This window comes from Lysinibacillus sp. EB271-A1-10B, assembly GCF_058791335.1.
The window spans coordinates 1-26538 of the sequence record NZ_JBYTDL010000032.1; the positions used below are offsets into that span (position 1 = coordinate 1).

Genomic DNA, 26538 nt, shown 5'->3' on the forward strand with positions numbered 1-26538 from the left:
AAAAAGGCGAGGTATTCGACGATTGAATCGTCGAATACCTCGCTAAGTGGAACCAATTGAAGTTTTTCAGTGCCCTCATATATTATCGAACTCATGCCCAAACCACTGCCAAATGAAATACCATATCTAACTTTTAGGTGTCACTTCACTTTACGGTAAGACTTGATAAAGTTTATACTTTCAATTTTCTCAATATGAGCTTTTCACAGTCTTGTAATCTTTCATTTCATATACTCACACATTTTTTTCTTTAGCTAGATTGTTTGTTTACTTTTCTTGATGTCAATCACATGTTTTAACTCCAGAACAGATATTGAAACACATTATTAATCAAAGATAGTAGTCCTACAATCAAAAATCCTGAACCGACAATTTTTTGAGTTTTATTTTTTCTCTTTCTATTTAACAACAAGATAAGTAATCCAATCAAGACACAGACAATGCCGAAAATAATAAAAACGACATTCCCCATTTGAACAACACTTTCATCCACTCTTGGTAAAAATGACGGAATTGGCAAGCCAGATAAATACATATTTTTTCTCCATTCAACTTTTAATTTTATAATCTATTAACGTTTCCGGTTGTTGTTTTAATATTAATTTCATTGGTCGGGTCACCCACGATTTCTGAGCTACATCTTCCATTTTTCACGAAACTTTCTATCTTAATACAGTAATCACTTAAGCTTGGATTGATGGCCAACTCAATAGCTCCTGTGGTTGTTTTGATGAATTCCCTACGGAACAGCTTATTATGAATAACTGTTATTTTCCCTGTAGTGCTTGAAATAAGAGCTTGGCTGTTGTCATCTTCACTATCTAAGCTACCCATTGTGATATCTCCAGTTGTTGATTTGATGGATACATCTTTTCCAACTAAAGATCGAACAGTTATATTTCCTGTATCGGTTTTAAAAGAGGCATTTGGAACAATAAGATCATCCGCTATGATTGAACCTGTTGTCGATTTGATACCGACTTGCCCCATATAAGATTCTGGCAGTTTAATTTGAACATAAATTCCATTGAAGAAATTTAAAGGCATTAAAGGATTTTCTCTTTTCAATTGAAGAGAAAGCTGGCTACCTTTCAAATTCTCTGTAAAGACAAATGATTTTGCCTGTTCCCTATTCGTAAAATAATATTCAATTTCAAGATGATTACCGGGAATGTGTTCAATCTTTCCTTGACCTCTCTCAAAAAATATATTCAATTGGTCAATCTTAGATAAATCAAATTTACACGTTTTTTTTTCTGACTCAATCCCTTTAGATTGATAATTGGCATAAACTTTTTTAGCTAATAAACTAGAAATTGTAACTGACGACACCAGAGAAATTAATTTTATAGGTTTCATATTCACACCTCTTTTAGTTCATTCTCTATATTCATAAATTGATAGAATCTGGATGTTGGTTGATATATTTTATTAAATGATCCTGCATCAACGACTTTTCCATCTTCCATAAAGATTATTGAATCATACTGAGATAGTAAGTTTTGATCCAATTTATGCGTAATTGTAATCAATGTCTGTTCAGGAATATCTAGTAGATCTTTTTCTACCTGATAGGCCGTCTGCATATCCAATGCAGAGGTTCCTTCATCCAGAACTAGCAAAGGTGATTTACGAATCAATGCCCGTGCCATTACAATTCTTTGTTTTTGTCCGCCCGAAAAATTAGAGCCATTTTCTTTTACTGGTATGTCCAATCCGGTTTCATCTATATCAATAAATTGAGAAACACCGCTAGCTGCCATTGCAAGCTTTTGCTCTTTTTCGGTATAAGTCTTGCTCAAACAAATATTATGGGCAATCGTTGTATTGAATAGATAAACGTTCTGATGAATAATAGAACATAAATTCTTTATCCCCTTCTTATCTATCTTTCTAATTTCTTGATTATCATACAAAATTTCTCCATCATAATTGGTTAAAGTTGACGTTAGTAGATTGATCATTGTAGATTTTCCACTGCCGCTTGGTCCGACTACAGCATATTTTTTTCCTTTTTCAAAAATCAGATTTATATTCGATAATACAGGCTGATTTTCTTTATAAGAGAATGTAAGGTTTTTACAGACAATTTTATCCGAAAATGTTGGCTGAGGTAATGCCACTGTTTCCTCTATTTTTTTCACCGTCAATTCTTCTACCTTTGAGATCAATGGGCCAACACTCTTCATTTTTGTAGTATTTTGCATAATCATGATCACTGGACTAATAAAGATGCTAGTCAACTGAACAATAGCTACTAAAGATCCTAATGTCATTTCTTGATGTAGTACTTGATAGGAACCAATGAAAATAACCAAAAAAATAGTTCCCATAGCAATCACTTCAGATAGTGCTTCATTAACAGCTAATAATTTATCAAATGAAAACTTTGTTTTTACAAGACTCGTGTTAGACTTTTCAAATTCATTGGTACTATCAGATTCCATTTCATAATCTTTGATTACTTCAAAGCCCGAAAATAGATCTTTCGATTTTTCTGTGAATAAAGATGCTTGAACGGAAGTTTTCTCCTGTTTCGTCTGCAATGGTTTACCGAACAGCGCTGGTACTACAGACATGATGATTAGGCAGCCGAATAAACTAAGCGTGATTATCGGACTTAACGTCAGTAGAATAACTAAGGCGAATACAAATACAAATGCATTCTGCAGACATAAAAGTAATGGTTGTAAAAAGTTTTCCTCAATTGCTTTAACATCATTTGTAACGATCGATAAGTAGCTAGCTGTATTTTTTTCAGCGAACTCCTGATGATTTTTCCTCATCACTCCGAGAAAAACATCACTTCTCATAGAGTAGACAATTTTCTTTATCAATTGTTTTCCGCATAATGAATACAGATATTTTACTAAACCCATTCCTAGGAAAAATATGATCGAAAGATACATCATATTTTCGAACGTCGAATAATCACCATTTGTTGCTGCATCAATAATCTTTTGCAGCAGCAATGCAATCAATGCAGTAGAAGCTCCACTTAAACCTCCCAGTATAGTCGTAATAAGCACAAGCCCTTTATTCTGCTTAAGGTATTTCTTCATATTTCATCTCCTCAAATTATTTATCATGCAGAGGCAAAACATTGTTTGAGTAGAATGTTTTACCTCGCATGCTTTTACTAGTTAAAAAATTTCGAACTCTTCCAATTCGCCATTCATTGGCAATTCTTCGTATACTTCCCGCACGTCTGCCAAATCATTTAGCATTCTTGCAATTTTTTCCGGAGTTTTCAATTTGAATATTTCAATTAAAGGGATTTTCTTATTAAATTCTTTTTCTATACTATAAGATAGAACAGAAGCATTTAGTGAATTCCCACCCATTGCAAAAAAGTCGTCTTCAATACTGATTATTGATTGCTGTAGCACTTTTTCAAATAGATGAACGATTTTTTCTTCCGTTTCATTTGTTGGTAATACTTCATTCCCCGTTCTTTTTTTCATCGTTGGAGCAGGTAAGCTCTTCTTATCCAGCTTTCCGGTTCTACCGAAACTAAATTGTTCAATATATTGATAAAATTCCGGAAGCATATACCCTGGTAAATGTTTAGCCAGTTCATACTTGATTTCAGAATCTTGAAGCTCCTCTGAACCAATAAGATAAGCACATAATGTCTTTTCTCCGTTTTCATTAGTGTAAACAGTTACTGCTGCATTATTGACAGTTGGAATAGCTTTCAGACAACGTTCGATTTCTTCCAGTTCAATCCTAAATCCACGAATTTTTACTTGCTCATCCACTCGACCAATATAGATTACTTGACCCTTCTCATTCACATATCCCAAATCTCCGGTACGGTAGACACGTTGTCCTAGTTGGTCATTAAATGTAAATGTCTGTTCTGTCAATTCACTATTATTTAAGTAGCCCCGTGCAAGACCGCATCCTGCAATATATATTTCACCTGGGACACCTATTCCACTTAGTAAATGGTTATTCATACATACAACACTTGTCTGGTTAATTGGATAACCGATCGAATTTTGTTTATACTCTTCCGCTTCTGAATACTGCTGAACTGTACCCCATACTGTTACCTCACTAGGACCATAGCAGTTATACAGCTTAGTAAGATCACTTCCAGCTATACTGCGATATTTATCGATCATCTCTATTGAAACAGCCTCACCACCGAAACATAAAGTCTCAATCTCGACTAATTTTTCAGTTTGTCCGCTTTCAATTGCATAATCTAAAATCATATTGAATAAACTCGGTGTCAATACAACAAAATGGTTAGCCATTTTTTGAAGCATTATTTTAGGATTAGTCAATTCATTTTCTAAAACTATATCTAAAGTAGCCCCTAGCGCTAAAGAAGGGAAAATTTCAAAGACCGATCCGTCAAATATATAGTTGAAACATTGCAAAACAAGAGACTGTTCATTTACCTTCAAAATTGAGTTCAATGATTGAATTAGGTTTACTACTCCTCTGTGCTCCAGCATAACGCCCTTAGGATTTCCAGTTGTACCAGATGTGTAGATGACATACATCAACTGATTAGGTGCAACCGTTGGTAGAAAAATATCCTCAGAAGCTGTCAGATTCATTTCATTCATGTTTATGAATATTACGTTTTCATCTGCCTGCTCACTAAGAAGCTTACCTTCTTCATTATTGAATAGAACAAATTTAGTCTGACTGTCTGTCAAGATAAACATCAAGCGGTCGATTGGGTGCTTAGGATCTAAAGGTAAATAGGCACCGCCTGCTTTAATTATCCCTAACATCGCTATAAACATTTCAATTGATTTATCCATCACCAATGCAGAGATATCTTCTGATTGAATTCCCTTCCGTCGTAGCTGACTAGCCAAAATCGTTGATTTCTCATCTAGTTCTCTATAGGTAATCACTTTATCTTCGAATCTAACAGCATTTTTCTCAGGAAAACGAGCTACTGCTTCTCTAAAATAATCCAAAAATGTTATGGAGCTATATTGTTCATAGTTTTGATAATTTTTCTCCAGTAAGAATTGCTGCTCTTTTTCTGGCAGCATCTGTACCGTGCCCACTACTCCCAACGGATCATTCAAAACAGAACCTAAAAGATATAGAAAATGTTCAGATAAACGGGATATTGTTTCTTCTTTGAATAAATCTGTCGCATACTCCCAATATAAATGGTATTGACCACTAAGTTCACTCATGCTCAATGTTAGGTCAAATTTCGAAACCTTACTTTTAATTTCCAAGAATGACATTGAAAAATCTGCAGTCTGCATTTTTATATCATTGTCATTTTGAAGTGCAAACATAACACTGAACAGTGGATTACGGGATATGTCTCTTACAACAGTGACCTTGTTTACCAATTCCTCAAGCGGATATGCGTGATTTTGGAAAGCATCTAAACATTTATCTTGAACCCTGTCTGCCAAGTCAATAAATGTTTGCTTTTCATCAATCTGGTTACGAATCGGTAATGTATTGACGAACATTCCAAGCATATTCTGAGTAACCTCATGGTTTCTTCCACTGAAAGGTGTTCCCACAACAATTTCATCCTGCCTGCTATATTTACTCAGCAACAGTGTGAAAGCAGTCATCAACACTGTATATTCTGTATATTTATGCTCCTGACAAAACGCTCTTAAATGGTTCCTCAACTCGTCAGGCATTATACTAATAAAACTTTCCCCTTTATTCGTTGGAATATTCGGTCTTGGATAGTCTGTTCGAATATTCAAAGTAGGAATTTCTCCTGAAAATTCTTCTAACCAATATTTCTCCTGTTCAGATAAATCGACCTGATTCTGCCAGGCAGCAAAATCTTTATAGTGCAGCTCTATTGGGGTAAGCTCTTCTCCTATATACAGAGAAAGCAGTTCTTCAATCCAAATTGTTGTTGAAGCTCCATCGGAAATGATATGGTGAATGTCTACCAATAAAATATTGTCTTCACCTGTTATTTCTATAAAGAGTGCTCGAATCAAACAGTCCTCTGCCAGATCAAATGGCTGGACAAAATCGTCATACATATCTTTTAGTTGCTCTTTTGTCCCTTTTTTACTCTCTAATTTGAAAGTTATCTTATCCTTTACCGCTTGAACAGGATGGCCATCCTTCAAATAGAAGTTTGTTCGCAAAGATTCATGACGCTCAATCAGCTGAACAAACGCTTTATCCAATTGCACCGTATTAACAAAACCTTCAACAGAAAGAGCTGTAGGAATGTTATAGAGTGTCGATTCTTTATGCAACTCACTTAAGAGATACATACGGTTTTGTGCAGGGCTCAACAGATATTCAGCTGTTTCATTGGTAACTGGTTTTATCTGCATAATCGGTTGTTCTTTATGAATTTTTTTCGAATCAATAGTTTTTGAAACTGCTGAAATCGTAGCTAACTCTTTAATTTCCTTGATCGTCAAAGTCACATTGAATACTGCATCGATTTTACTAATTACGCGCATAGTTCTTAAGGAGTGACCACCCAGTTTATAGAAATCTTCCTCCAAACCAATTCCGCTGACTTCAAGCACTTCCTCAAAAATAGTTCCCACAAGCTTCTCAGTTTCTGATCGTGCTTCCCAAGCATCAGGTCGATTCAACTTTCGTTCAATTTTAGGCAGCTTCAACTTATCCACTTTACCATTGCTATTTAGCGGCAAATTAGGTAATTGAATCCACGATATTGGAATCATATACTCCGGTAATACCTCCCGAAGCTTCTGCTTCACAGTTTCAATAGAAATCGTTTCTTTTCCAACAAGATACGCAATCAGGTGAGGATCTCCAGTCTCTTTTTCGACCGTAACATAAGCTTCCTGAACTTCATTCAGCTCAACAAGACGACTGACAATCTCCCCCAATTCGATCCTGAAACCACGAATCTTGATCTGTTCATCTGATCGATCAAGATATTCAATATCTCCCATTTCATTCATTCGAACAATATCGCCTGTTCTATATAATATTTGATTAGGGATTAAAGGATGGGTAATAAACTTTTCTTCCGTCAGTTCTGGACGATTTAAATAGCCTTCAGCCAACCCGTCTCCTCCGATAATCAGCTCTCCAGGCATCCCCACATCACATAACTGTCCATAGACATCAAATAGATAAACTTGTGTATTGGAAATCGGCTTCCCAATAGGCAAAGATGGAGATTTTTCAATATCTTTTACAGGATAATAGGTAGTAAAAGTTGTATTTTCTGTAGGTCCATAAATATTATTTAATTTTACAGACGGTGTTTCTACTAAACACTTGTTCATATGCTGCTCTGAAGCTTTTTCTCCGCCAACATACAATTGAGTCAGACCTTCAAAAGCTTTATTGTCTAAGTCAATCAATGAATTAAATAAAGCAGTAGTTATAAACATTGTTGAAATGTCATGATTTTTAATCATTGCTTTAAATATCTCTACATTGCTGAGTCCGTTTTCAGATGCAACGTACAAATAGCCGCCATTTAGAAGGGCTCCCCAAATTTCAAAGGTTGCCGCATCAAAAGCCATAGATCCAGCTTGAAGTAAACGGATATTCAAAAAATCACAATAGTTTGTATTTATAACTAAACGAATGATACTTCTTTGATTAATTAATACCCCTTTAGGCTTTCCTGTAGTACCGGAAGTATAAATTAAGTACGCCGGAGTAGAAGCCGTAATCGACGGCAGACTGACCTGAGTTGCTGACTTTATTAATTCACTATAATTTATTACTGGGACTGCTAACAGATTAGCTTCATCCTCCATAACAACACATAGTTTACATTGGCTGTCTGTCAAAATCATATTCATTCGCTCTACAGGATAGTTAGGATCTAAAGGTAGATAGGTTGCACCGCTTTTCAATATACCGACCATTAAAATAATAGTAGCCGCACGCTTATCTGAGATAAATCCAACGATATCCTTTTCTTTAATTCCCTGTTCTGCCAGACCAGAAGCAATCTGATCAGAAATTCTATCTACTTCTTCATACGTAAATCTGTCCGATTCATCTTCTAAAACAACTTTATCCGAATAAAGGGATACCTGTTTTTTAAATAATTCAACGATTGAAAGTTCACTTGGATAAGGTACTGGCTGATTATTTAATAGAAGTAATTCTTCTACTCGTTGAGACTCCGTGTGTGCCACATCAGCAATTAGACCATCTGGATTTATGACTATTTTCGTTAATATAGTCATAAAATAACCGGAAAGTCGCTCTATTTCACTTTGAGTATATAAATCATACTTGTATAAAAACGAAAGATTCAAGCCGTCTTTTTCATAAACACTTAATGAAAGTGGATAATGAGTTTCTTCACTTGCATCAATCAAATCTAAATTCAAATCCGATGCATTTTCTTCCATTTTATAGTAATTTTCAAAAGCGATCATTGTTTGTATTAAATTTTCCTGACTAGCTGTCAATAAGTTAATTTCAGCCAATGGATATTTATCGTATTCACTAGAGTTTATTGCCTGATCCTGTACTTTTTTCAATAGCTCAGCTACAGTCATTCCTTCTTCAGTTCTGATTCGAACTGGAATCATGTTAATAAACAGCCCTAACATTTCTTCTGCTCCAGAAATTGCAATATCTCTACCTGATACGATTTTCCCAAATACTGTATCATTTGTATAATTGAATTTATGCAGAACTAAGCCCCAGACTGCCTCAAAAATAGTATTTTTAGTTACCCCATACCCCTTAACTAGTTGGTTAATTTTTTGATTGACTTCAGCAGGAACTTTTTTATCTATCTTACTTACCTTACGGATTCTTTCTTCTTTTATTTCACCTTGTTTATATAAAGGAGAAATGTGATTGACTGCATTATAATCTTTCAAAAGCTCTCGCCAATACTCTCTAGCTTCTGTTTTATTTTGGCTTTCATTTGCCTTGACGATATCACTCAAACTTGCCTGTTTATTTTGTGCCACTTCTTCTTCTAAATCCTTGACAATCTTACCAGTAGTCAATTCTCCGTAAAACTTAGTGAAATCATTCAATAAGATCGACATACACCAGCCGTCCATCGCAATATGGTGGAAAGTGAATATCAGATAATTTTGATCAATTTCCTGCCCCTCTACAATAGTTAATTTAAATGGACTCTCATTTTCTAAATCAAAGCCCTGAAGTATTTTCCTTTGTGCAACTTCTTCAATTTTCTCGTTTTCATCCAAAGTATAGGCATCAAGCAATAAATCATCTTGTTTCAAAATAACTAGTCTCGGCTCAGAATATTGACTGCATGCAACACGACTTCTGATGATTTCATACTTTTTACTCAATAGATCAAGAACTTCTTGAATTACTTTTACATCAAATTTTTTCGGATTACTGTATACTGATTGCACAATATAATTCGTTGATTGAGGCTCAGATAAATAATGATATAGAATTCCTTCCTGCATTGCAGTTAAAGGAATCAGTTTCTCAATTTTTCTACCGCTTCCATCAACTGAAGCAACAAGACGTTCCAATTCCAACTCAGGCAGAATCAGTTCTTGGTAAGTCTGTGGTTTTTCAAGTTCTTTCTGACAGTATTCAATAAGTTCAAGAACAGACTTCTTAAATAGTTTCAGTAGATCTTCCATTTCTAGTTTAGTAATTTTTTTAGCATTAAACAGTATTTTTATGTCCATCTGATTATTGATGATAACTATATTGAAGGAAATAGGTGTACTAAAATTATTCTTAGAGCTGAATTCCTCTCCTACAGGAAGATCACTGATTTTAAATTGATCTTCATTTGAAAGTGTTTCATTTCTAAATTGTCCTAAATAATTCAATGTAACTTCTGGCTCAGCAAATGTCGTTTCCTCTTGATAAGCAGTTAGTAAATTATAGCCGATCCCTTTATTAGGAACTCCTTGTAAAGCTCGTTTGATTTGTCCAAAGCTTTCCCGAATGCTTTTCTCTCCATGTTCCACAACAATAGGATACGTAGAGGTAAACCAGCCAACTGTTCTGTCTATATGAATACGTTCATATAAGTCTTCACGTCCATGACCTTCAATCAATACAGATACCTGTTTTTTCTGATGGTACTGACCTAACGACCGAATTAATGCAGCCGTAATACTTTCAAACACAGAAGTATTAAAAGCTTTACCTATTTGATAAAGTAATTGCTCAGTCTGCTCTTGAGATAATGAAGCTTCAATATACCCCTGTTCATATCCTTCAGCATCAGAATTTAAAAACTTGCTTTCTATCACTCGATTAGTAACAGCTTTCCAATAAGGTAATTCTGACTGGGCCTGTACTGTACCGGCAAACTGTTTCAACTGTTCACTCCAAGATTTATAGGATTCTGTTTTTTGTCCTAATCTAACTGGAGAATTCTTTCTTATTTTTTCGTACAGATGATTCAAATCTTCCAACAATATTCTCCACGATATGCCATCGATCACTAAATGATGTACACAAAGGAATAAATAATTCTTTGTGCCAGTTTCAAATACCGCTGCTTTAACCATAGACACTGTTCTGTCTATTTCATGATGAATTTGATCAACATGCTCAGCAATTAGCTGCTCTTTTTCCTTTGAATCTGAAATATGGCTCAAATCATTGATTTGAATCAACTGCTCAGTGATTTCTTCACTTTTCCGAATATACAGCTCCTGTTCTTTTACGATTGTACGTAGAAGGTCATGATGCTTCAGTAATTCAAACATCATTTTTTCTAATATATCAATATCGATTTTATCGGAGTATTCAAACATCATAGCTTGATTGAAATGATCAGGCTCTTCTAAATTGCTTTGGAGAAATCTTTGCTGAACAGGTGTCGGAATGAAAACACCAGATACTTCACTCTGGTCTATCTTAGTTACTTCAGAATCGCCTAAAGCATTTTGAATATTGATAATCGTTTTTTGCTCCATGATTGTTTTTACATCAAAGTGAATCCCTAACTCACGAAGCTTAGAAACAATTCGAATCGCTTTAATCGAGTCCCCTCCCAGCATGAAGAAACTATCATCGATTCCCATATCTTCTACACCCAGAACTGATTTAAAAACAGCAACAATTTCTCTTTCTTCTTCGGTTCTAGGCATCATGATTTGTTTATTTAGGCTGATTTTCGGCTCAGGTAAAAGTCGCTTAGCTATTTTTCCATTTCTCGTCATCGGGAAATAGTCTACCTGCATAATAACTTGTGGAACCATATAATCTGGTAAAGTTTGCTGAAGATCTTTTTTTAGTTGTTCCATATCCATTTCAGCAGTACCGATTACATATCCTACTAAAGCTTCTGTCTGATTTAATACACTTTTTATACAAACAGCATCCTTTACTCCAGACAACCTACGAATATGCTCTTCCACTTCTGAAAGTTCAACTCTAAAACCTCGAATTTTGACTTGCTCATCGATTCGACCTAAATATTCAATATTTCCTTTTTCGTCCCAACGAGCTAAATCTCCTGTGCGATATAATCGCTGATCAATCACAAATGGATCAGGTAGAAACTTCTCCTTAGTCAACTCAGATTTATTTAAATAGCCTCTAGCAACACCACTGCCTGCAATACAAAGCTCACCAGGTACACCAATTCCGCAAAGCTGATCGTCTCTCATAATATATATCGATACGTTGGCTATTGGCCCGCCAATTTGATTGGAGCCCACGATATTGTTTTCTCCAAAATCATTAGCTGAGCAACAGACAGTTCCTTCAGTTGGACCATAACAATTGGATATTTTACTTAAATCAGCCTTACAGATATTCTTATATTTATCGAGAATATCTTTAGTAACAGGTTCTGCTGCTAAATAAACACGTTTCATCTGAGACAATAAATGAACCATGTCATTTTCCTTTGCATAGTCGAGAAGTGAGTTGAACAAAGTCGGTACGATTGTAATATGTCTATTCGGCAATAATTTCAATAACCGATCTGGTTCTTTTCGACACTCCTCTGGAACAATTTCTAAAGTATTACCACTTAATAGCGGAGGGAATATCTCCCAAACAGAACCATCAAAAATATAGTTAAAATTTTGTAGAATAATTGCCTCTTCATTATATTCACCAAACTTGCTTTTCCATTTGGCCAAATTAACTACTGAATGATGCTCAATCATTACTCCTTTAGGATTTCCGGTCGTACCTGAGGTATAAATGATATATGCTAGGTCTTCAGGACTAACTGTTTCCACGATAACTTTCGATTTAGTTTCCTGCAGCTGATCCATATTAATGACTGTTAACTTTAATTCTTCTAATTCTTTGCTTAAACTTTGATTATTCGTGATAACTGTATTTATCCGACTGTCATCACAGATATATCGCAACCGTTCCGGTGGATATTCAGTATCCAAAGGAATATACGCCCTTCCAGATTTTAATATACCGAAAATAGAAATAATTGTATCCAACGAAGGCTTTAGATAAACTCCAACTAAAAAATCTTCTGTTTTATGATTTTGCTGTATTATATGAGCAACTCTATTTGCTTTTTCATCCAGCTGTGCATAGGTAAGTTGCTCTGTCCCCATCATCAAAGCTATTTTATCTGGGCATTTGTTTACTATTTCTTCAAACATAGAGTTAATTGATTCGCCTTTTTTATCAAGCCTACGATCTGATGACAAGGAGGAATTTATACTAAACTCCTTTAACATCAAATTTTGTTCATTAGCGTCAACCATAGAGCTTTCTCCAACTTTTTTCATTGGATTATCAAGAACATCAGCAAGTAATGTTTGATAGTGATGGGCTAATCGCTGAATTGTCGATCTCTTATACAAGGCCTCCATGTAGGTCCATTCAACAAATACCTTCCCATCTTCTTCTATGATAACCGTACTAATATCAAATTTACTTGTCTCATTTTCATATTTTATTGATTCTAAACGTTGTTTATCAAAGTAAAAAGTGGAGGCAGGATTGACTTGATAAGCAAAAAACAAATCAAAAATAGGGTTGCGCGAACGATCTTTTTGATGTGGAATCTTTTCAACCAACTTTTCAAAAGGATACGCTTGATGTTGAATAGCTCCTGTAACTTTTTTATTGACTTGCTGAACCAAATCATTAAATGTAGCATTATTTTCAATTTCCGCTTTAATTGCTACGGTATTTACAAACATCCCAATCATATCTTTTGTCGGAGCCAGAACCCTGCCTGACATCGGTGTTCCTAAAATAATTTCTTCGTTTCTTGAATAATGGCTGATTAGTAGCATATATGCGCTCATAAAAATTACGTAATTAGAAACACCCATTTTTTTGCTTAGATCATTCGTCTGCCTAATGATTTCGTCACTTAAGGGTATTTCAAGATAGCTTCCTGTATTGTTTCGCTCCTGAGTTCTTTGAAAATCAGTTTTCAGCTCAGCAGAATCTACCTCGTCCATGAATTCTGTTAGCCAATACGTCTCATCAGCCTGTAAATTTTGCTTTTCCTGCCAAGCAGCAAAGTCTTTAAACTGCAGTTCAGCCTTTAAAACCTCTTCTCCATTATAGAAGCGGGTCAACTGTGTCAGTAAAGTCTCATAAGACCCCCCATCATAAATGATATGATGAAGGTCCATAAACAGATAGCTGATATTTAATTGTTTGTCATACAAGACTTTTGTCCTCATAAGCGGCGCTTCGCCTAGATCGAATGCTTGAACAAATTTTTTCTGTTCTTTCCTTAAATCAACTGTTTCTTGTTCGTTATAATGATAAATCGGCTGAACTTTCTCACTTATTTGCTGAACAAATAATTCTTTTGTATGAATGAAACTTGTACGTAGTACTTCGTTATGCTCGTGTAATTTTTCCAAAGCTGCATACATTTGCTGTGTATCAATCAAGCCATTTATACGAAATATCATAGGTACATTATAAGCATTTTTCATCTCTTGTATTTCTTCTAAAGCAAAAATCCTTTTCTGCGCTCCTGACATTCTATAACTTTTTTTCATTCAAACCTCCAGCTCTTCTGCTGCTTCTATTTCAAAGTCACAGCCGATTTCTTGATTTTTATTTATTTTTAAACATATATTACGAACTGTCTCGCTTGTATAGATAACTTCTAATGGTAGCGAAACATTCAATTGCTCTTTGATTCCACGAATAACTTCCATAGTCTGTAAAGAGTGTCCACCTAATTCAAAGAAAGAAGTTTCTACTGAAACATGCTCCAGTTTTAAAACCTGACAGAAAATACCTGCAACAACTTCTTCTTCTCTCGTACTTGGCAGAACAATCTCTTGTTCTTCATTAAAGTCCACTTCTGGCAATAATTTCTCATCTACTTTTCCATTAGAATTCAACTTCAGCTCGTCGACCCGAATAAATTTTGATGGAATCATATATCCCGGTAATGCCTCAGACAGATTTTCTTTGACTACCTCCAACATTTGTTCCCCGATAAGATATGCTACAATATGCTTTTTCCCTGCATTTTCTACAACAGTAACAAAACTATTTTGGATTCCGGGAATTCCTTTCAGTTTATTTGTAATTTCATTTAATTCAATGCGATAACCTCGAATTTTAATTTGTTTATCGATTCGACCCACATATACAATTTCACCATTAGGTAGCAATTGTCCAAGATCTCCTGTTCGATAGATTCGTTCTTTTGTTCCTAATTCACATTGTGTAAAAGATTTTGCATTCAATTCCGGATTATTTAAATATCCAATAGCAAGACCATTTCCTGCTAAACATATTTCGCCAATCATTCCCACACCACAAACAGATTTTCCATTCAACAAAAAGACTTTAGTATTTTTAAGCGGTTTACCAATAGGTATACACTGTAAATCATCTTTTGGATCAATTAGATGGAATAGCGAGAACGTTGTATTCTCAGTTGGTCCATATATGTTGTGAATCCGACCCAATCCTGTTTGTAAATATTTTTCAACATGAGATCTTGATATTTGTTCCCCTCCAACATAGAGTTGTTCAATATTTTTGAATATTGTTGGATTTAATTCGATCAACTTATTGAATAATGCTGTAGTGATAAACATCGTATCAATCTGATGGTTGTCAATAATATCAGCCAATATAGCGTCGTCTATATATTCTTCTTTCTTACAAAGGGTCAAACAACCACCATTTAATAAGCTGCCCCATATTTCAAAAGTTGACGCATCAAAAGAAAGAGAGCCCATTTGAATAATTTTTTTCTGATCCAATTGCACGTAGTTGGAATTTTTCACCAAATTAATGACAGATGATTGCCCGATAAGAACTCCTTTTGGCTGTCCAGTAGTTCCAGAAGTATACATCACATAGGCATGGCTCCCTGGATAAAAGTCAGATATTTTCTCCGAATTACAAGGAATTGCACTTTCAACTGATTCAATTCTTATTTGTTGATAATTATCTTCATAGCTGTACTTTTTAGAACTTGTTTTAATTAAACCTTTTGCATTCCCATCTTCCAACATAAAGCGGGCTCGTAGAGGAGGAACCGTCTCGTCAATAGGAAGATATACGCAACCAATCTTTATGATCGCCAAAATCCCTATAATCGTTTCTACATTATGATTAGCTTCAATTCCAATTACTGTGCCAGGTGATAGCTTAAGTTCCTTCAGTCTCGCCGCATAATGATCTGACCAGTTATCTAATTCTTTATACGTCCAAGTTCGAGTTAGATTTCGAACAGCTGGTTTATCAGCATACATTTCTACTTGTTCTATAAATAATTGACTCAGACTAGTTTTATTTTCAGGTGGAGAGGTTTCTTGATTAAAGATTGTATATATTTGCTGCTGTTCATTTTCATCTAATAACAATAGGTCAGCTACCAAATCATTTTCATTTTTCATCAAGTTCATCAATAGTACATATAATCGATGACTCATGCGTAAAATAGAATCTCTATTGTATTTTTGATGATCATAGAGTAGCTCAACTGTCAGTACATCCATATGCTTGATGCTTAATGTCAGCGGATATACAGCACGCTCATTCACCTGCTCTAGTTGCAATGTTATAGTACTGTTCGGAAGACCGAACTCCTTATCACCAAAGGTCGAAAACTCATACAGACTTTTCAGCTCTATGTTATTTTGCCGTTGAATCTCACTCAGGGAACAGCGGCTGTTCTCAATACTGACCATATTCTGATTCGTTTGTTCTTCAAATAAATCAGATATTCTTTTCCCATTTTTATCTGTTACTCGAACAGGAACCGTATTAATAAACAAGCCTACACTTTCTTCAATTCCTTCTATCGCTATCTCTCTGCCTGAAACGACTTTTCCAAAAACAATATCTTTAGTAAATGTATATTTTTGAAGAAGTACTCCCCAAGCAATTTCAAAAAATGAACTGACTGTCAATGCATTTTTATGACAGAATTGCTCTATCTTTTCTGTTTCCTTTTCAGTTAATAGCAGTTTAACTGGTGTCGTTTCTGAAGTTATTTTCTCCGGTCCTGTCAGAAATTCTCTGGCCGGTTCCAATGCAGATAAAACATTGTTCCAATATTCGTATTGCTTATCTAAAGACTCCGGAGCATCCTGTCTTGTGAATTCTTCAAAAACTTTATTTTCAGTTTGAGTACTGTAAAGACTTTCAAAATCAAATTCTTCGAGCTTATCATAAAAGGCAATCAGATCTCTATAAATAAGTTGACCGCACCAGCCGTCCATTAATATATGATGGAAAGTAAATAGCAACAGGTAATCTTTCTTTGTTTTGATCAAGGTAAACTGAACCAGTTTTTCCATTTCAAAAGTTATTTCTTTCTGTACATCATTATCGATAATTTCCTGTATTTCAACTTCTGATTTATTCGAGGCATCTATAAAAACGAATAACTGGTCCGTCTTGTCAAGTTTTATCTGTCTAGGTATTGCGACTTCCTGATAGATAATTTTCGATCTTAAAACACCATATTTTTTTGCCAGTAATTCTATAGCTTTTTCTAACTGTATAGTATCTACATCCTCAACAATCCGTAATACATTCTGCACGATGTATTTCCCTGGAAAAGGATTTTTCAATGTTTCATATAACATTCCGCCTTGAGTACTTGTCAGGGGATAAATCGATGCAACAGTCAATCCTTTTTGCTCCAGTGTCTCTTGAACTGCTTCAAATTCTGATATCTTCCAAACGTATTCACCAAAATCAGACGGGGTACAGTTGACTCGGTCAATATGTTCTACACAATGTTGGACAGTGTTCTTCAGCTCTCTTTGGAAATTTTCGCTTAAATTATTAATATATTCTTCTGAGAAGTATGCTTGATCAAAACTGAATGTACATGAGAATTTCTTTTCTATCACTACAGTATTAATAGAAATTTTAGTACCAAAGATATTTTCATCATGGACCTCTTTACCAAAAAAACTATTACTCAGCTGAAACATTTTATTTGAAGAATCATCAGCAAATTCACCTAGATAATTGAATGTAATACTTGGCTTTATATTGTTAAGACCAACATCACCTAGCTGACTTAACACTCCATAACCAATACCGTTTTTAGGGACTCTTCGCAGATGTTCTTTGACCTGTTTAATCGCTACCGGTAACTCTTCTGCTAAGTTTTCAACAGCTACCGGATAGACACTAGTAAACCAGCCGACTGTTCTATCTACTTCTATCAGTTCATCTAAGATTTCTCTACCATGTCCTTCTAGGCATACCCCCAAAATAGAAGATGGCTGTACGGTTACCATTGCTCTAAATAGGCTGGTCAACAAAAGGTCATTCATCTCCGTTGCGTATGCCTGATTAGAATTCAGGAGCAAATCTTCAGTAAATGTTTGAGAGAAAGTGACTGTTTGATGCACCATTTGCTGTACTTTTCCAGTCATTGGTTTGGAAGGGGGTGCTATTTTTCTAATCTTCTCTTCAACATCTAGCCAATAATCAATTTCTTTAGTCAGCCCTTTATTTGATAGATATTTCTGAATTTTGTTACTCCACGTTTTAAAAGAGATTGTTTTATCTAATAGCTGAACATCGTTTCCTTTTACTAAACTCTTATACAAGGTGTTCAAATCTTCAATAATCAACCGCCAAGAGACACCATCGACAATTAAATGATGTGCCGTCAGCATCAGGTAATTTTCTTTCTTTCCTTTTATCAGCGAGGCCTTGAATAAAGGCGGTTTAAACATCGTTATACTTTCCTGAATATCATTATTTTTTTTGGTTAAATATTCTTCCTCAGTCATCCCTTCATTATCCAGCGAATAGTCAAATTCAAACAATTCATAGTAGTCATGCTCTCCAATCTGCTTAACTATTTGCTGAATTGAATGATCTTCCCCTTTTTCATAAACAGTTCGTAAAACACAATGGTGCTCAGTTAACTTCTCCAATGATTGTTTTAAAATAGAAATATCCAATTGCTCTTTTGTGGATAACAGGATCGACTGATTGAAATGATTCGGAAACGGTAAATCACTAGCAAAAAATTCTTTTTGAATAGCAGTCAATGGAACAAGACCGATTGAATCATCTTTTTCTGGAGCCATCTTTGTACGCTCTGCCATCTCTTTTGCAATATCCTTCAATATTTTGTTTTTCATGATTACCTTAATCGAGATGTCGTAGTTCTTCTGACGAATACGAGATACTACTCGAATCGCCTTGATTGAATCTCCACCTAAAGCAATAAAATTATCCTCTATAGAAATTCCCTCATGCCCAAGCACTTCTTCCATTACTTCAATAACAAGCATCTCTTTTACTGTCAGTTTTCTATCATTGTTAATCTTTTTCTTTCTCCTCGGAATCGGTAGTTCTTGCTTGGCGATTTTTCCGTTCAGTGTCTTAGGAAATTCGGACACCCTGATATAATGTTTCGGCATCAAATAATCAGGGAGATAGTGACTCAGCTTTTGATAAAAATGTCCTTCTTCAATTTCCTTCTCACTCACGTAATATGCACATATTTCTAACTGTCCTTGAACAGACTGAATCATTACTAAAGCATCAACTACACCAGTATATTTCCGTAAATAATACTCTATTTCATTTGTTTCCACTCGATATCCGTTAATTTTTATTTGATCATCACTACGTCCAAGTAAAATAATTTGACCGTCTTTATCCCAATATGCCAGATCACCCGTTCTATATAAACGTTGATTTCCTAATTCAGGGATCCTAACGAATTTCCTTGCGGTCATTTCAGCTTTGTTCAGATATCCTTCACTTACACCAGCACCTCCTATACAAATCTCACCAATCATATCTATTCCGCAAAGAGCATCACCATTCAAAATAAAAATATGGACATTTGAAATTGGTTTGCCGATAGGAACGATCTGACCATCTATAGATTCATCAAAAGTAAATGAGCTGGCACAAACTGTTGCCTCTGTAGGACCGTAATTATTATGAAGTTTCCCCAATTTTGCTCCTGGTAAGCGGCTGTATATTTCTATCAACTCTTGTGTTACTGGTTCAGCAGCTAAAAATAAATGATCAAAGCTGTTCAGCTGTTCGACTTTCTGATGCTTCTGTGCATAGTCTAAAAGTTCCCTGAACATGGAGGGTACCATTGTGATTTGGGCGTATGGTAGCAAAGATAATAACTTTTCAGGATCTTTTCTTTCTTCATCAGATAAAATATGAAGCTCACATCCTGAAACAAGACAAGAAAAAATTTCAGGAACGGATCCGTCGAAAATAAAGTTGAAATTTTGTAAAACTTTCGTATCTTCGGTATAGTCTCCATACTTTGTAAGCCAAGCAGCCAAATTGATCACACCGCGTTGTTTCAAAAGTACACCCTTTGGCTGTCCAGTAGTCCCCGATGTATAAATGACATAAGCCAAATCTCCCCGAGGTGCTTTTGGACTTGAACAAGGTTGATTCTTTGTTTCTGCTATGGAAACAACGTTGATCATATCAAATTGACTATTCAGCTCCATATCAGCTGGTAGTAATCCTGTTAAAATTACATTGACTCCCGCATCTTTCAACATAAATGAAATACGTTCCTTCGGATGGCTTAAGTCAATCGGCAAATATGCCGCTCCAGCTTTTAATATTCCATAAATGCCAATAATCATGTCCAAGGACCGCTCTGACATTAACGCAATAACTTCATTAGGTTTAACACCTTTTGCCACCAGTTCATAAGCTATTTGATTGGCACGCTCATTTAGTTCTCGGTAAGTCAAGTATGATGTACCAAAAGAAATAGCTTTCCTTTCTCCGTGTAACTCTGCATATTCTTCTAGATAATCAATTAAATAATCCTTTAGTTCAAATGGCTCATCAGCTATTACGAAGTTACTTAGAATTTTATTTTTTTCTGAATCTGAAATCATTTGTGTAGTCATCTGGTCCGCAGAAACAGCCTTCTTTATTTTTTCTAAAAGCAATTCAATTCGTTCACACCATAAACCTACTTGCTCTTCTGTCACTGAGTCAGCTGTGATGGAAAATGATATAGTTTTCTCATCTTTATGTTTCTGGTAAGCTACACCTATATTTTCTTTCCCTTGTAAAACTTCTTTCTCTATGATGTCAGCTTGATATAGAAAAATACCGTCTGTTATTCTGTCGGTTTTTTCTATTTCTCCTTCATTCAGCACATATACCCCTGTCTTCTTCACTAAATAAACTGATTTATTCAGTAAAAAACGATCAACCTCTTTATAAACAGACCATGCAGTGATGAGGTCTTTCTGCAATTCGCATTCATCAACACTTTGACTGTGATAGTCTGCATTTATGCTAAACATATATTTTTTTGTCATTTGCTATAAACCTCTTTTCCAGATCATCCATTAAATTGTCTAAACAATTTTTCACAAGACTTTCTTCATTTTTTCTCACCGGTAAGGATACTAACAAATTATCTGCATAATTGTTTATATATATTTCCATCGATACTAGATTTGTCGTCATCTGTGAAAAGAGAAGAAAACTGTCATAATCTAATTCGAAAACTCCTTGGAAATTAACAGTAGGCACTTTTTCGATCAGGTCTGTTTGATGAAGTTTTCTTGAAGCCATCAACTCTAAATAGTTTATTTTTTCTTCTTTTTTTATCGATTGAAGAAGACTGATTTCTTCTTCAAGCTCTTTTGACTGATTGATAGTCAGCGGTAAAAGATCTAAAAATGGACCTATTCTTCCTTGATAGTCTCCAGATAACTGCTGTCTGTCTTCTTGTAATAAAAACACTGGAATATCATCCGATGAAAAATTAATTTTTATAATTTCACCGATAATCCTCTGAATAATTAACCACGGACTCTTCTGATACTGCCTTTCAACTTCTGCGCCCATTTTTATCGTGAAAACTGTACAGTAATCGAATTCCGGTATTTTACCAAATTTAGATAAATATTCCTCCACGAACTGAATTCTGCCCTCAATTTCCTTTTGATAGGACAGAGGCTGCTTATCTCTTATTTCTTCTGCGTAATCCCTAAAGCCAGCAATACCTGATTGCTGAGGTTCATTCATCTCTAGTATATTTAGTATTTTTCTATGGAATAGAACAGTACTTGTTTTATCCCATACTGAGTGACAGCCGATAAAATGAATATCATAGTGTTTTTCGGTATGTTGTATAATCACAAATTTACATAATAATGGAATCTTATTGATAGATTTAGCACCGATTGGATAGTTCTCTACTACTTGATTCAAATAATCTTCCACATCTCCCTGATAACTCGTACGGGAAATAAAATCTATATTAGATAGAGATGGATAAACAATCAACTGTTCTCCATCATAAGCTGAACGCAAAATATTCTCATGAGAACAGATGAGTTGAATAGCTTCAATAATCTGTTCTTTAGTATAAGCACCTACTACATGAATGGTTTCCTTGATATTCTTTCTCACATCTTCTAAATAATATCTTTGAAGGACTGTTGGTTTAAATGTCTCTTCTACTCTCAACAGCTTTGTTACTTGATCAGTTATACTATCCGATTCCTTTTCCGCCTCAAACAAATGTTCATAAATAAACTGTCTGAACTCTTTCTCATTCATCTGAGGGGATAACCAAGTCATATCTTTCGATTGCAAAATAAAATCTGGGATTTTCGATATTTCAACATTTCGGAAAAGATACTGCTGGATTTCCTGCTTCAATTCATAGGTCAGATTTTCTATAAATAACAATGTATATTCTTTCTCTTCTGTACACAGGGTATAAAGGACTGTTTTCCTCTTATACTTGGATAAAGCCAATATTATGGAGTCTTTCTCTGGAATAGATCTCTTCTGCTCAACAAAAGCATTTGAATAATTAGACGTTAGCATTTCTTGTAGATTCTCTGAGGCTGCCTGAATGATCCTCTTCAAAAGTGATATATTTTTCCATCTGTCTTTATTCGGGTAAAAATTAATATGCATTTTTCCTTCAAAAAGCACAGCTGTAATATCTAATGCCCCCCCAATACTGTTCTCTTCACTTATATCCCGCCCATGCTCTAAATCAGATAAAACAAATGCCATCTGTTTCGTCTCTGATCGTTCCATTTCTCCTAAATAATTAAATGTAATATCCGCGAACGGTTCCTCTACTTCACCATTGACAGTCAGCCCGTAGCTAACTCCTCCATGAGGAACTTGTTCAAATACGTCCTTCACATAACCTATTTGCTTCTGTAAAACCTCTTGTTTTGAAAAATCAAAAATGATTGGATAAACACTTGTAAACCAACCAACTGTTCGATCTGTTTCAATCGGTTTGGATAATATTTCTCTTCCATGTCCTTCTAAATTCAGTGCCACTTTCTTTTGTTTACCTGCATCTCCTACAGCTTTAGCAACAGCTGTCATCAATAAATGCTGCATTTCAGCTCCAGTTTTATGACAAATTTCAGTAAGCAACTTTTTGGTATCCTCTTTATTTAAAACAATTGAACAGTCAAAAGAAGTATCAGCGTCTATTTCCTGTGCAACAGGAAGCTCAGCATGTATTAATTGACTTTCTACTTGCGTCCAATAATCTTTTGTTTTCAGAATTGCTGTTTCATTCTTTTCATTCTCTAGATAATTGGACCAGTCAATAAAGGAAGCTGTCTTTTTAGGTAAAACAATTGATGCTCCTTTTTTCTGTGTTGCGTAAGCATTTTGGAAATCTTCAAATAAAATCCTTAAGGACACTGCATCCATCACCAAATGATGGAACGAAAATAGTAAAAATGTCTTGTCGTCTGTATAAATCAAACCAATTTTAAATAAAGGACCAGATTCAAGATTGATACTGCTCTTGATACGTTCAGCCTGGTAAATCAGCTCTTCTTTCCATGCATCATTCTTACGTAAATCAATGACTTGCAAATCAAAAAATCCTTCTTCAGTAAAATCGTGTATTACCTGTTCTTCGTTTTTGAAAGTTGATCTTAAATTATCATGATGTTTGACCAAACTATTCAATACAGCTCTTAATATATTGCAGTCAACTTTTTCATCCGCTTCAATCAGCAGCGACTGATTGAAATAATGCTGCTTAGTCATTTTTCTCTTGAAAAATGTTTTCTGAATCGGCGTCAGATTAACTTTACCTGAAACAGTTCCTTGAGCGTATTTTACCTCTTGCTCTATCATCAAAGCTTGAGCAATTCCTTCTACTCTTTTCAGACTCAGAATATCACTGACCAAAATCTTATATCCCTGTTCTCTAACTTTTGATACTACCTTAATTGCTTTGATTGAATCTCCACCTAAATCAATAAAACTATCATTTATACTGACTTTTTCTAAACTGAAAATTTCTTTAAACACATCAGCTATTAAGACCTCTTGCTCATTTCGTGGAGCTACAAACGCTTCTGTCATCGATAGTGAAGGTTTAGGTAATTTTATCGAATCTAATTTTCCATTGATTGTCTTCGGCAAAGTTTCCAACATAATCATTTGAGATGGGATCATATAATCAGGTAATCTTTTATGAAGTTCTGCCTTGATTATATTCTCAGTTACGGTTTCCTCACAGACAATATAAGCACAAAGAATCGGAGTATTCTCGATTTCTGATAAAATAACAGCTGCTTCTCTTACGTTGGAAATTTGAAGTAATTCCTTTTCAATTTCAGCCAACTCAATTCGGAAACCTCTTAATTTAATCTGCTTATCTTTTCTGCCGATACATTCAATTTTCCCATCACTGTTGATGAATCCCAAATCACCCGTTCTATATAGCTGTTCATTAGATTTGAATGGATGTGAAACAAAGCTGTTTGCTGTCATTTCAGGGCGGTTCCAGTATCCTCGACTGACACCTTGACCTCCAATACAAATCTCACCTTTTATACCAACAGGGCAAATTTGCTCATCCTGCATGATATAAACTTCTGTATTGCCGATTGGTTTTCCTATTGGAATCCGTAATCCTTCCGCTTTTGTAATTTCATTTGTCAGAGCAAACGTTGTTGTTTCTGTAGGTCCATAACCATTAATCAGTTTTATTGTCGGGTTATGGCTGATAAACTTTTTAACATGTCTAACAGATAGATTTTCTCCACCAATCAACAACTGCTTTACAGACTCTCCGAAAGAACTCTTGAGAGATACAAATTCATTGAATAAACTAGAGGTTAACCATAGTGTATTAATTTGATATTCATCAATAATTTGATGGAATTTATCCACATCCAACAATGCATCTTCTTCTGCTAAAAACAGTGTCATACCATTTAAGAGTGTTCCCCAAACTTCGAAGGTTGCTGCATCAAAAGCTAATGAGCCAGTTTGAAGTAAACGAACATCCTTGAAATCAACGTAATCAGTATCTTTGACTAAACGAATGATGTTACGATGTGTTATCATTACACCTTTTGGGGTCCCGGTTGTTCCCGAGGTATAGATCATATAAGCCATTGAATCAAGCGTCGTTTCTATTTCCAAATCTGATAATTCCGTTGGCTCAGTTTCTAGATCAGAAGCAGCGATTATTTCTGCTCCCTGTATAAAGGAAAACTCAGAAACTTTATGATCGATTACAATCAAATAATCTGAACCGCTGTCTGTAACAATCGTCTGAACACGTTTTTCTGGATATTTTGGATCAATTGGTACATAAGCAGCACCGATTCTTACTACAGCTAACATTATTATGATTGATTCGATATCCTTTGTTGAGATAAAACTTACATACTGTCCCGGCTCAATCCCCTTATTTTTTAAAGCCACGGAAGCTTTCATTACTCGCTGATCAAGTTCTTTATATGAAAGCTCATTTTTTCTAAAAACTAAAGCGGTCTTATCCGGATTTTCCCTCACCTGCTGATCGAACAGAGCATTCAAATTATGATATTTTGCTAGATCACTAAAACTGTTCAACGATTCTATTTGTTCCAAATCCTCTGTACTACACAGTCTTATATCATTCAGTATCGTTTCCTTATTCGTAAGCAGTTCCTTTAATATAAATTGAAATCGCTGATTCAGACACTCAATTGTTTCAGGTTTAAATAATTCCGCAGCATATTCCCAATAAATATGATAGGCGCCATCAATCAGACAAAGATTAACGGTTAAATCAAACTTTGCATTTTTATACTCAGTTTCAACTGGTTTCATCTTTGCTTCACCTAGCTGATATAATGACAGATTATCTTCTGATACTGAAAACAGCACATCAAACAGAGGATTTCTGGATGGATCCCTCGGTACATTCAATTCATCAACCAACTCATCAAAAGGGTACTCTTGATAAGAATAAGCATTTAAGCATTTTTGACGAATCTCTTGAATAAGCGTTTGAAAAGTCTCTTCGTATGGAATTTCATGATGAATAACTAATGTATTCACAAACATACCTAACATATTCAATGTATCTGGATGTGTTCTTCCGCTTACAGGAAACCCAACAGTCACATTTTTCCCCATGGAAACTTTACTTAAAAAGAACATAAACGCTGATAACAAAACCATAAATTCTGTAGCATTCGTTTCATCTGCAATCTTTCTTATTGCCTCTGTCTGTTCTATTCCAAAAATGCTTTTCAAATTATTTCCAACAAAATTTCTATTGGCCGGTCGTAGATAATCATGATTTAAATCAAGCGTTGTTTCTCGTCCTTCCAATTCATTAAACCAATATTCTTTTTCTACGTTCAAATTCTGCTTGTGCTTCCATGCACTATAATTTTTATACTGAATAGTTAGTTCTGGCAATGTGTTTCCGTTGTACAAACATTCCAATTCTTTAATCAATACATCGACAGAGCCGCCATCACAAATAGAATGGTGGATATCAAAAAACATCATGCTCTTTTCAGGATTTATCTTTATCAATTGGACTCTGAATAGCGGTGCCTTATTCATATCAAAAGGTCGAACGAATTTTTCATATAATCTGGTAACTTGTTCTTCTTTTGCTTCAAGATAACTAAAATTAGCTTCACAGCGTTCCTCTATGATTTGTAGGAAGTTTTCGTTGTGGTTAACAAAATAAGTTCTTAGTAGTTCTTGTCTGATAGTAAGTTCATTTAAAGCCCTTTCTAGTTGTAAACTATCAATATTCCCCTCGATTTCTAACATCATAGGTATGTTATAAACTGTACTGTTCTCCAATAGCTGCTCCAACACAAAAATCCTTTTTTGTGAATCACTCATTCTGTATGCTTTTGCCATATTCTTTTCCTAAGCCTCCTTCTA

6 protein-coding genes are annotated in these 26538 nt (G+C 35.0%); all 6 read right to left on the bottom strand.

Features of this window, described 5'->3' with window-relative positions; translation table 11 throughout:
* Positions 1-295: 295 nt before the first annotated feature.
* Entirely contained in the window at positions 296-535 is a 240-nt protein-coding gene (locus AC3WSK_RS24245) for an LPXTG cell wall anchor domain-containing protein (protein WP_079563958.1), read from the bottom strand.
* 26 nt (positions 536-561) lie between these two features.
* Complete coding sequence (locus AC3WSK_RS24250) at positions 562-1359, bottom strand: DUF4097 family beta strand repeat-containing protein (protein ID WP_492414857.1); 798 nt, start codon at positions 1357-1359, stop codon at positions 562-564.
* A gap of 2 nt (positions 1360-1361) precedes the next feature.
* Positions 1362-3062, bottom strand: a complete 1701-nt coding sequence (locus AC3WSK_RS24255; protein WP_492414858.1) for an ABC transporter ATP-binding protein — start codon at positions 3060-3062, stop codon at positions 1362-1364.
* Positions 3063-3143: 81 nt separating this feature from the next.
* Positions 3144-13895 (bottom strand): amino acid adenylation domain-containing protein, encoded by a 10752-nt coding sequence (locus AC3WSK_RS24260; protein ID WP_492414859.1) that lies wholly within the window; start codon positions 13893-13895, stop codon positions 3144-3146.
* Complete coding sequence (locus AC3WSK_RS24265; protein ID WP_492414860.1) at positions 13896-20666, bottom strand: amino acid adenylation domain-containing protein; 6771 nt, start codon at positions 20664-20666, stop codon at positions 13896-13898.
* Positions 20644-26514, bottom strand: coding sequence for an amino acid adenylation domain-containing protein (locus AC3WSK_RS24270; protein WP_492414861.1), 5871 nt, complete (start codon positions 26512-26514; stop codon positions 20644-20646). The genes AC3WSK_RS24265 and AC3WSK_RS24270 overlap by 23 nt, the downstream gene beginning before the upstream one ends.
* Positions 26515-26538 lie beyond the last annotated feature (24 nt).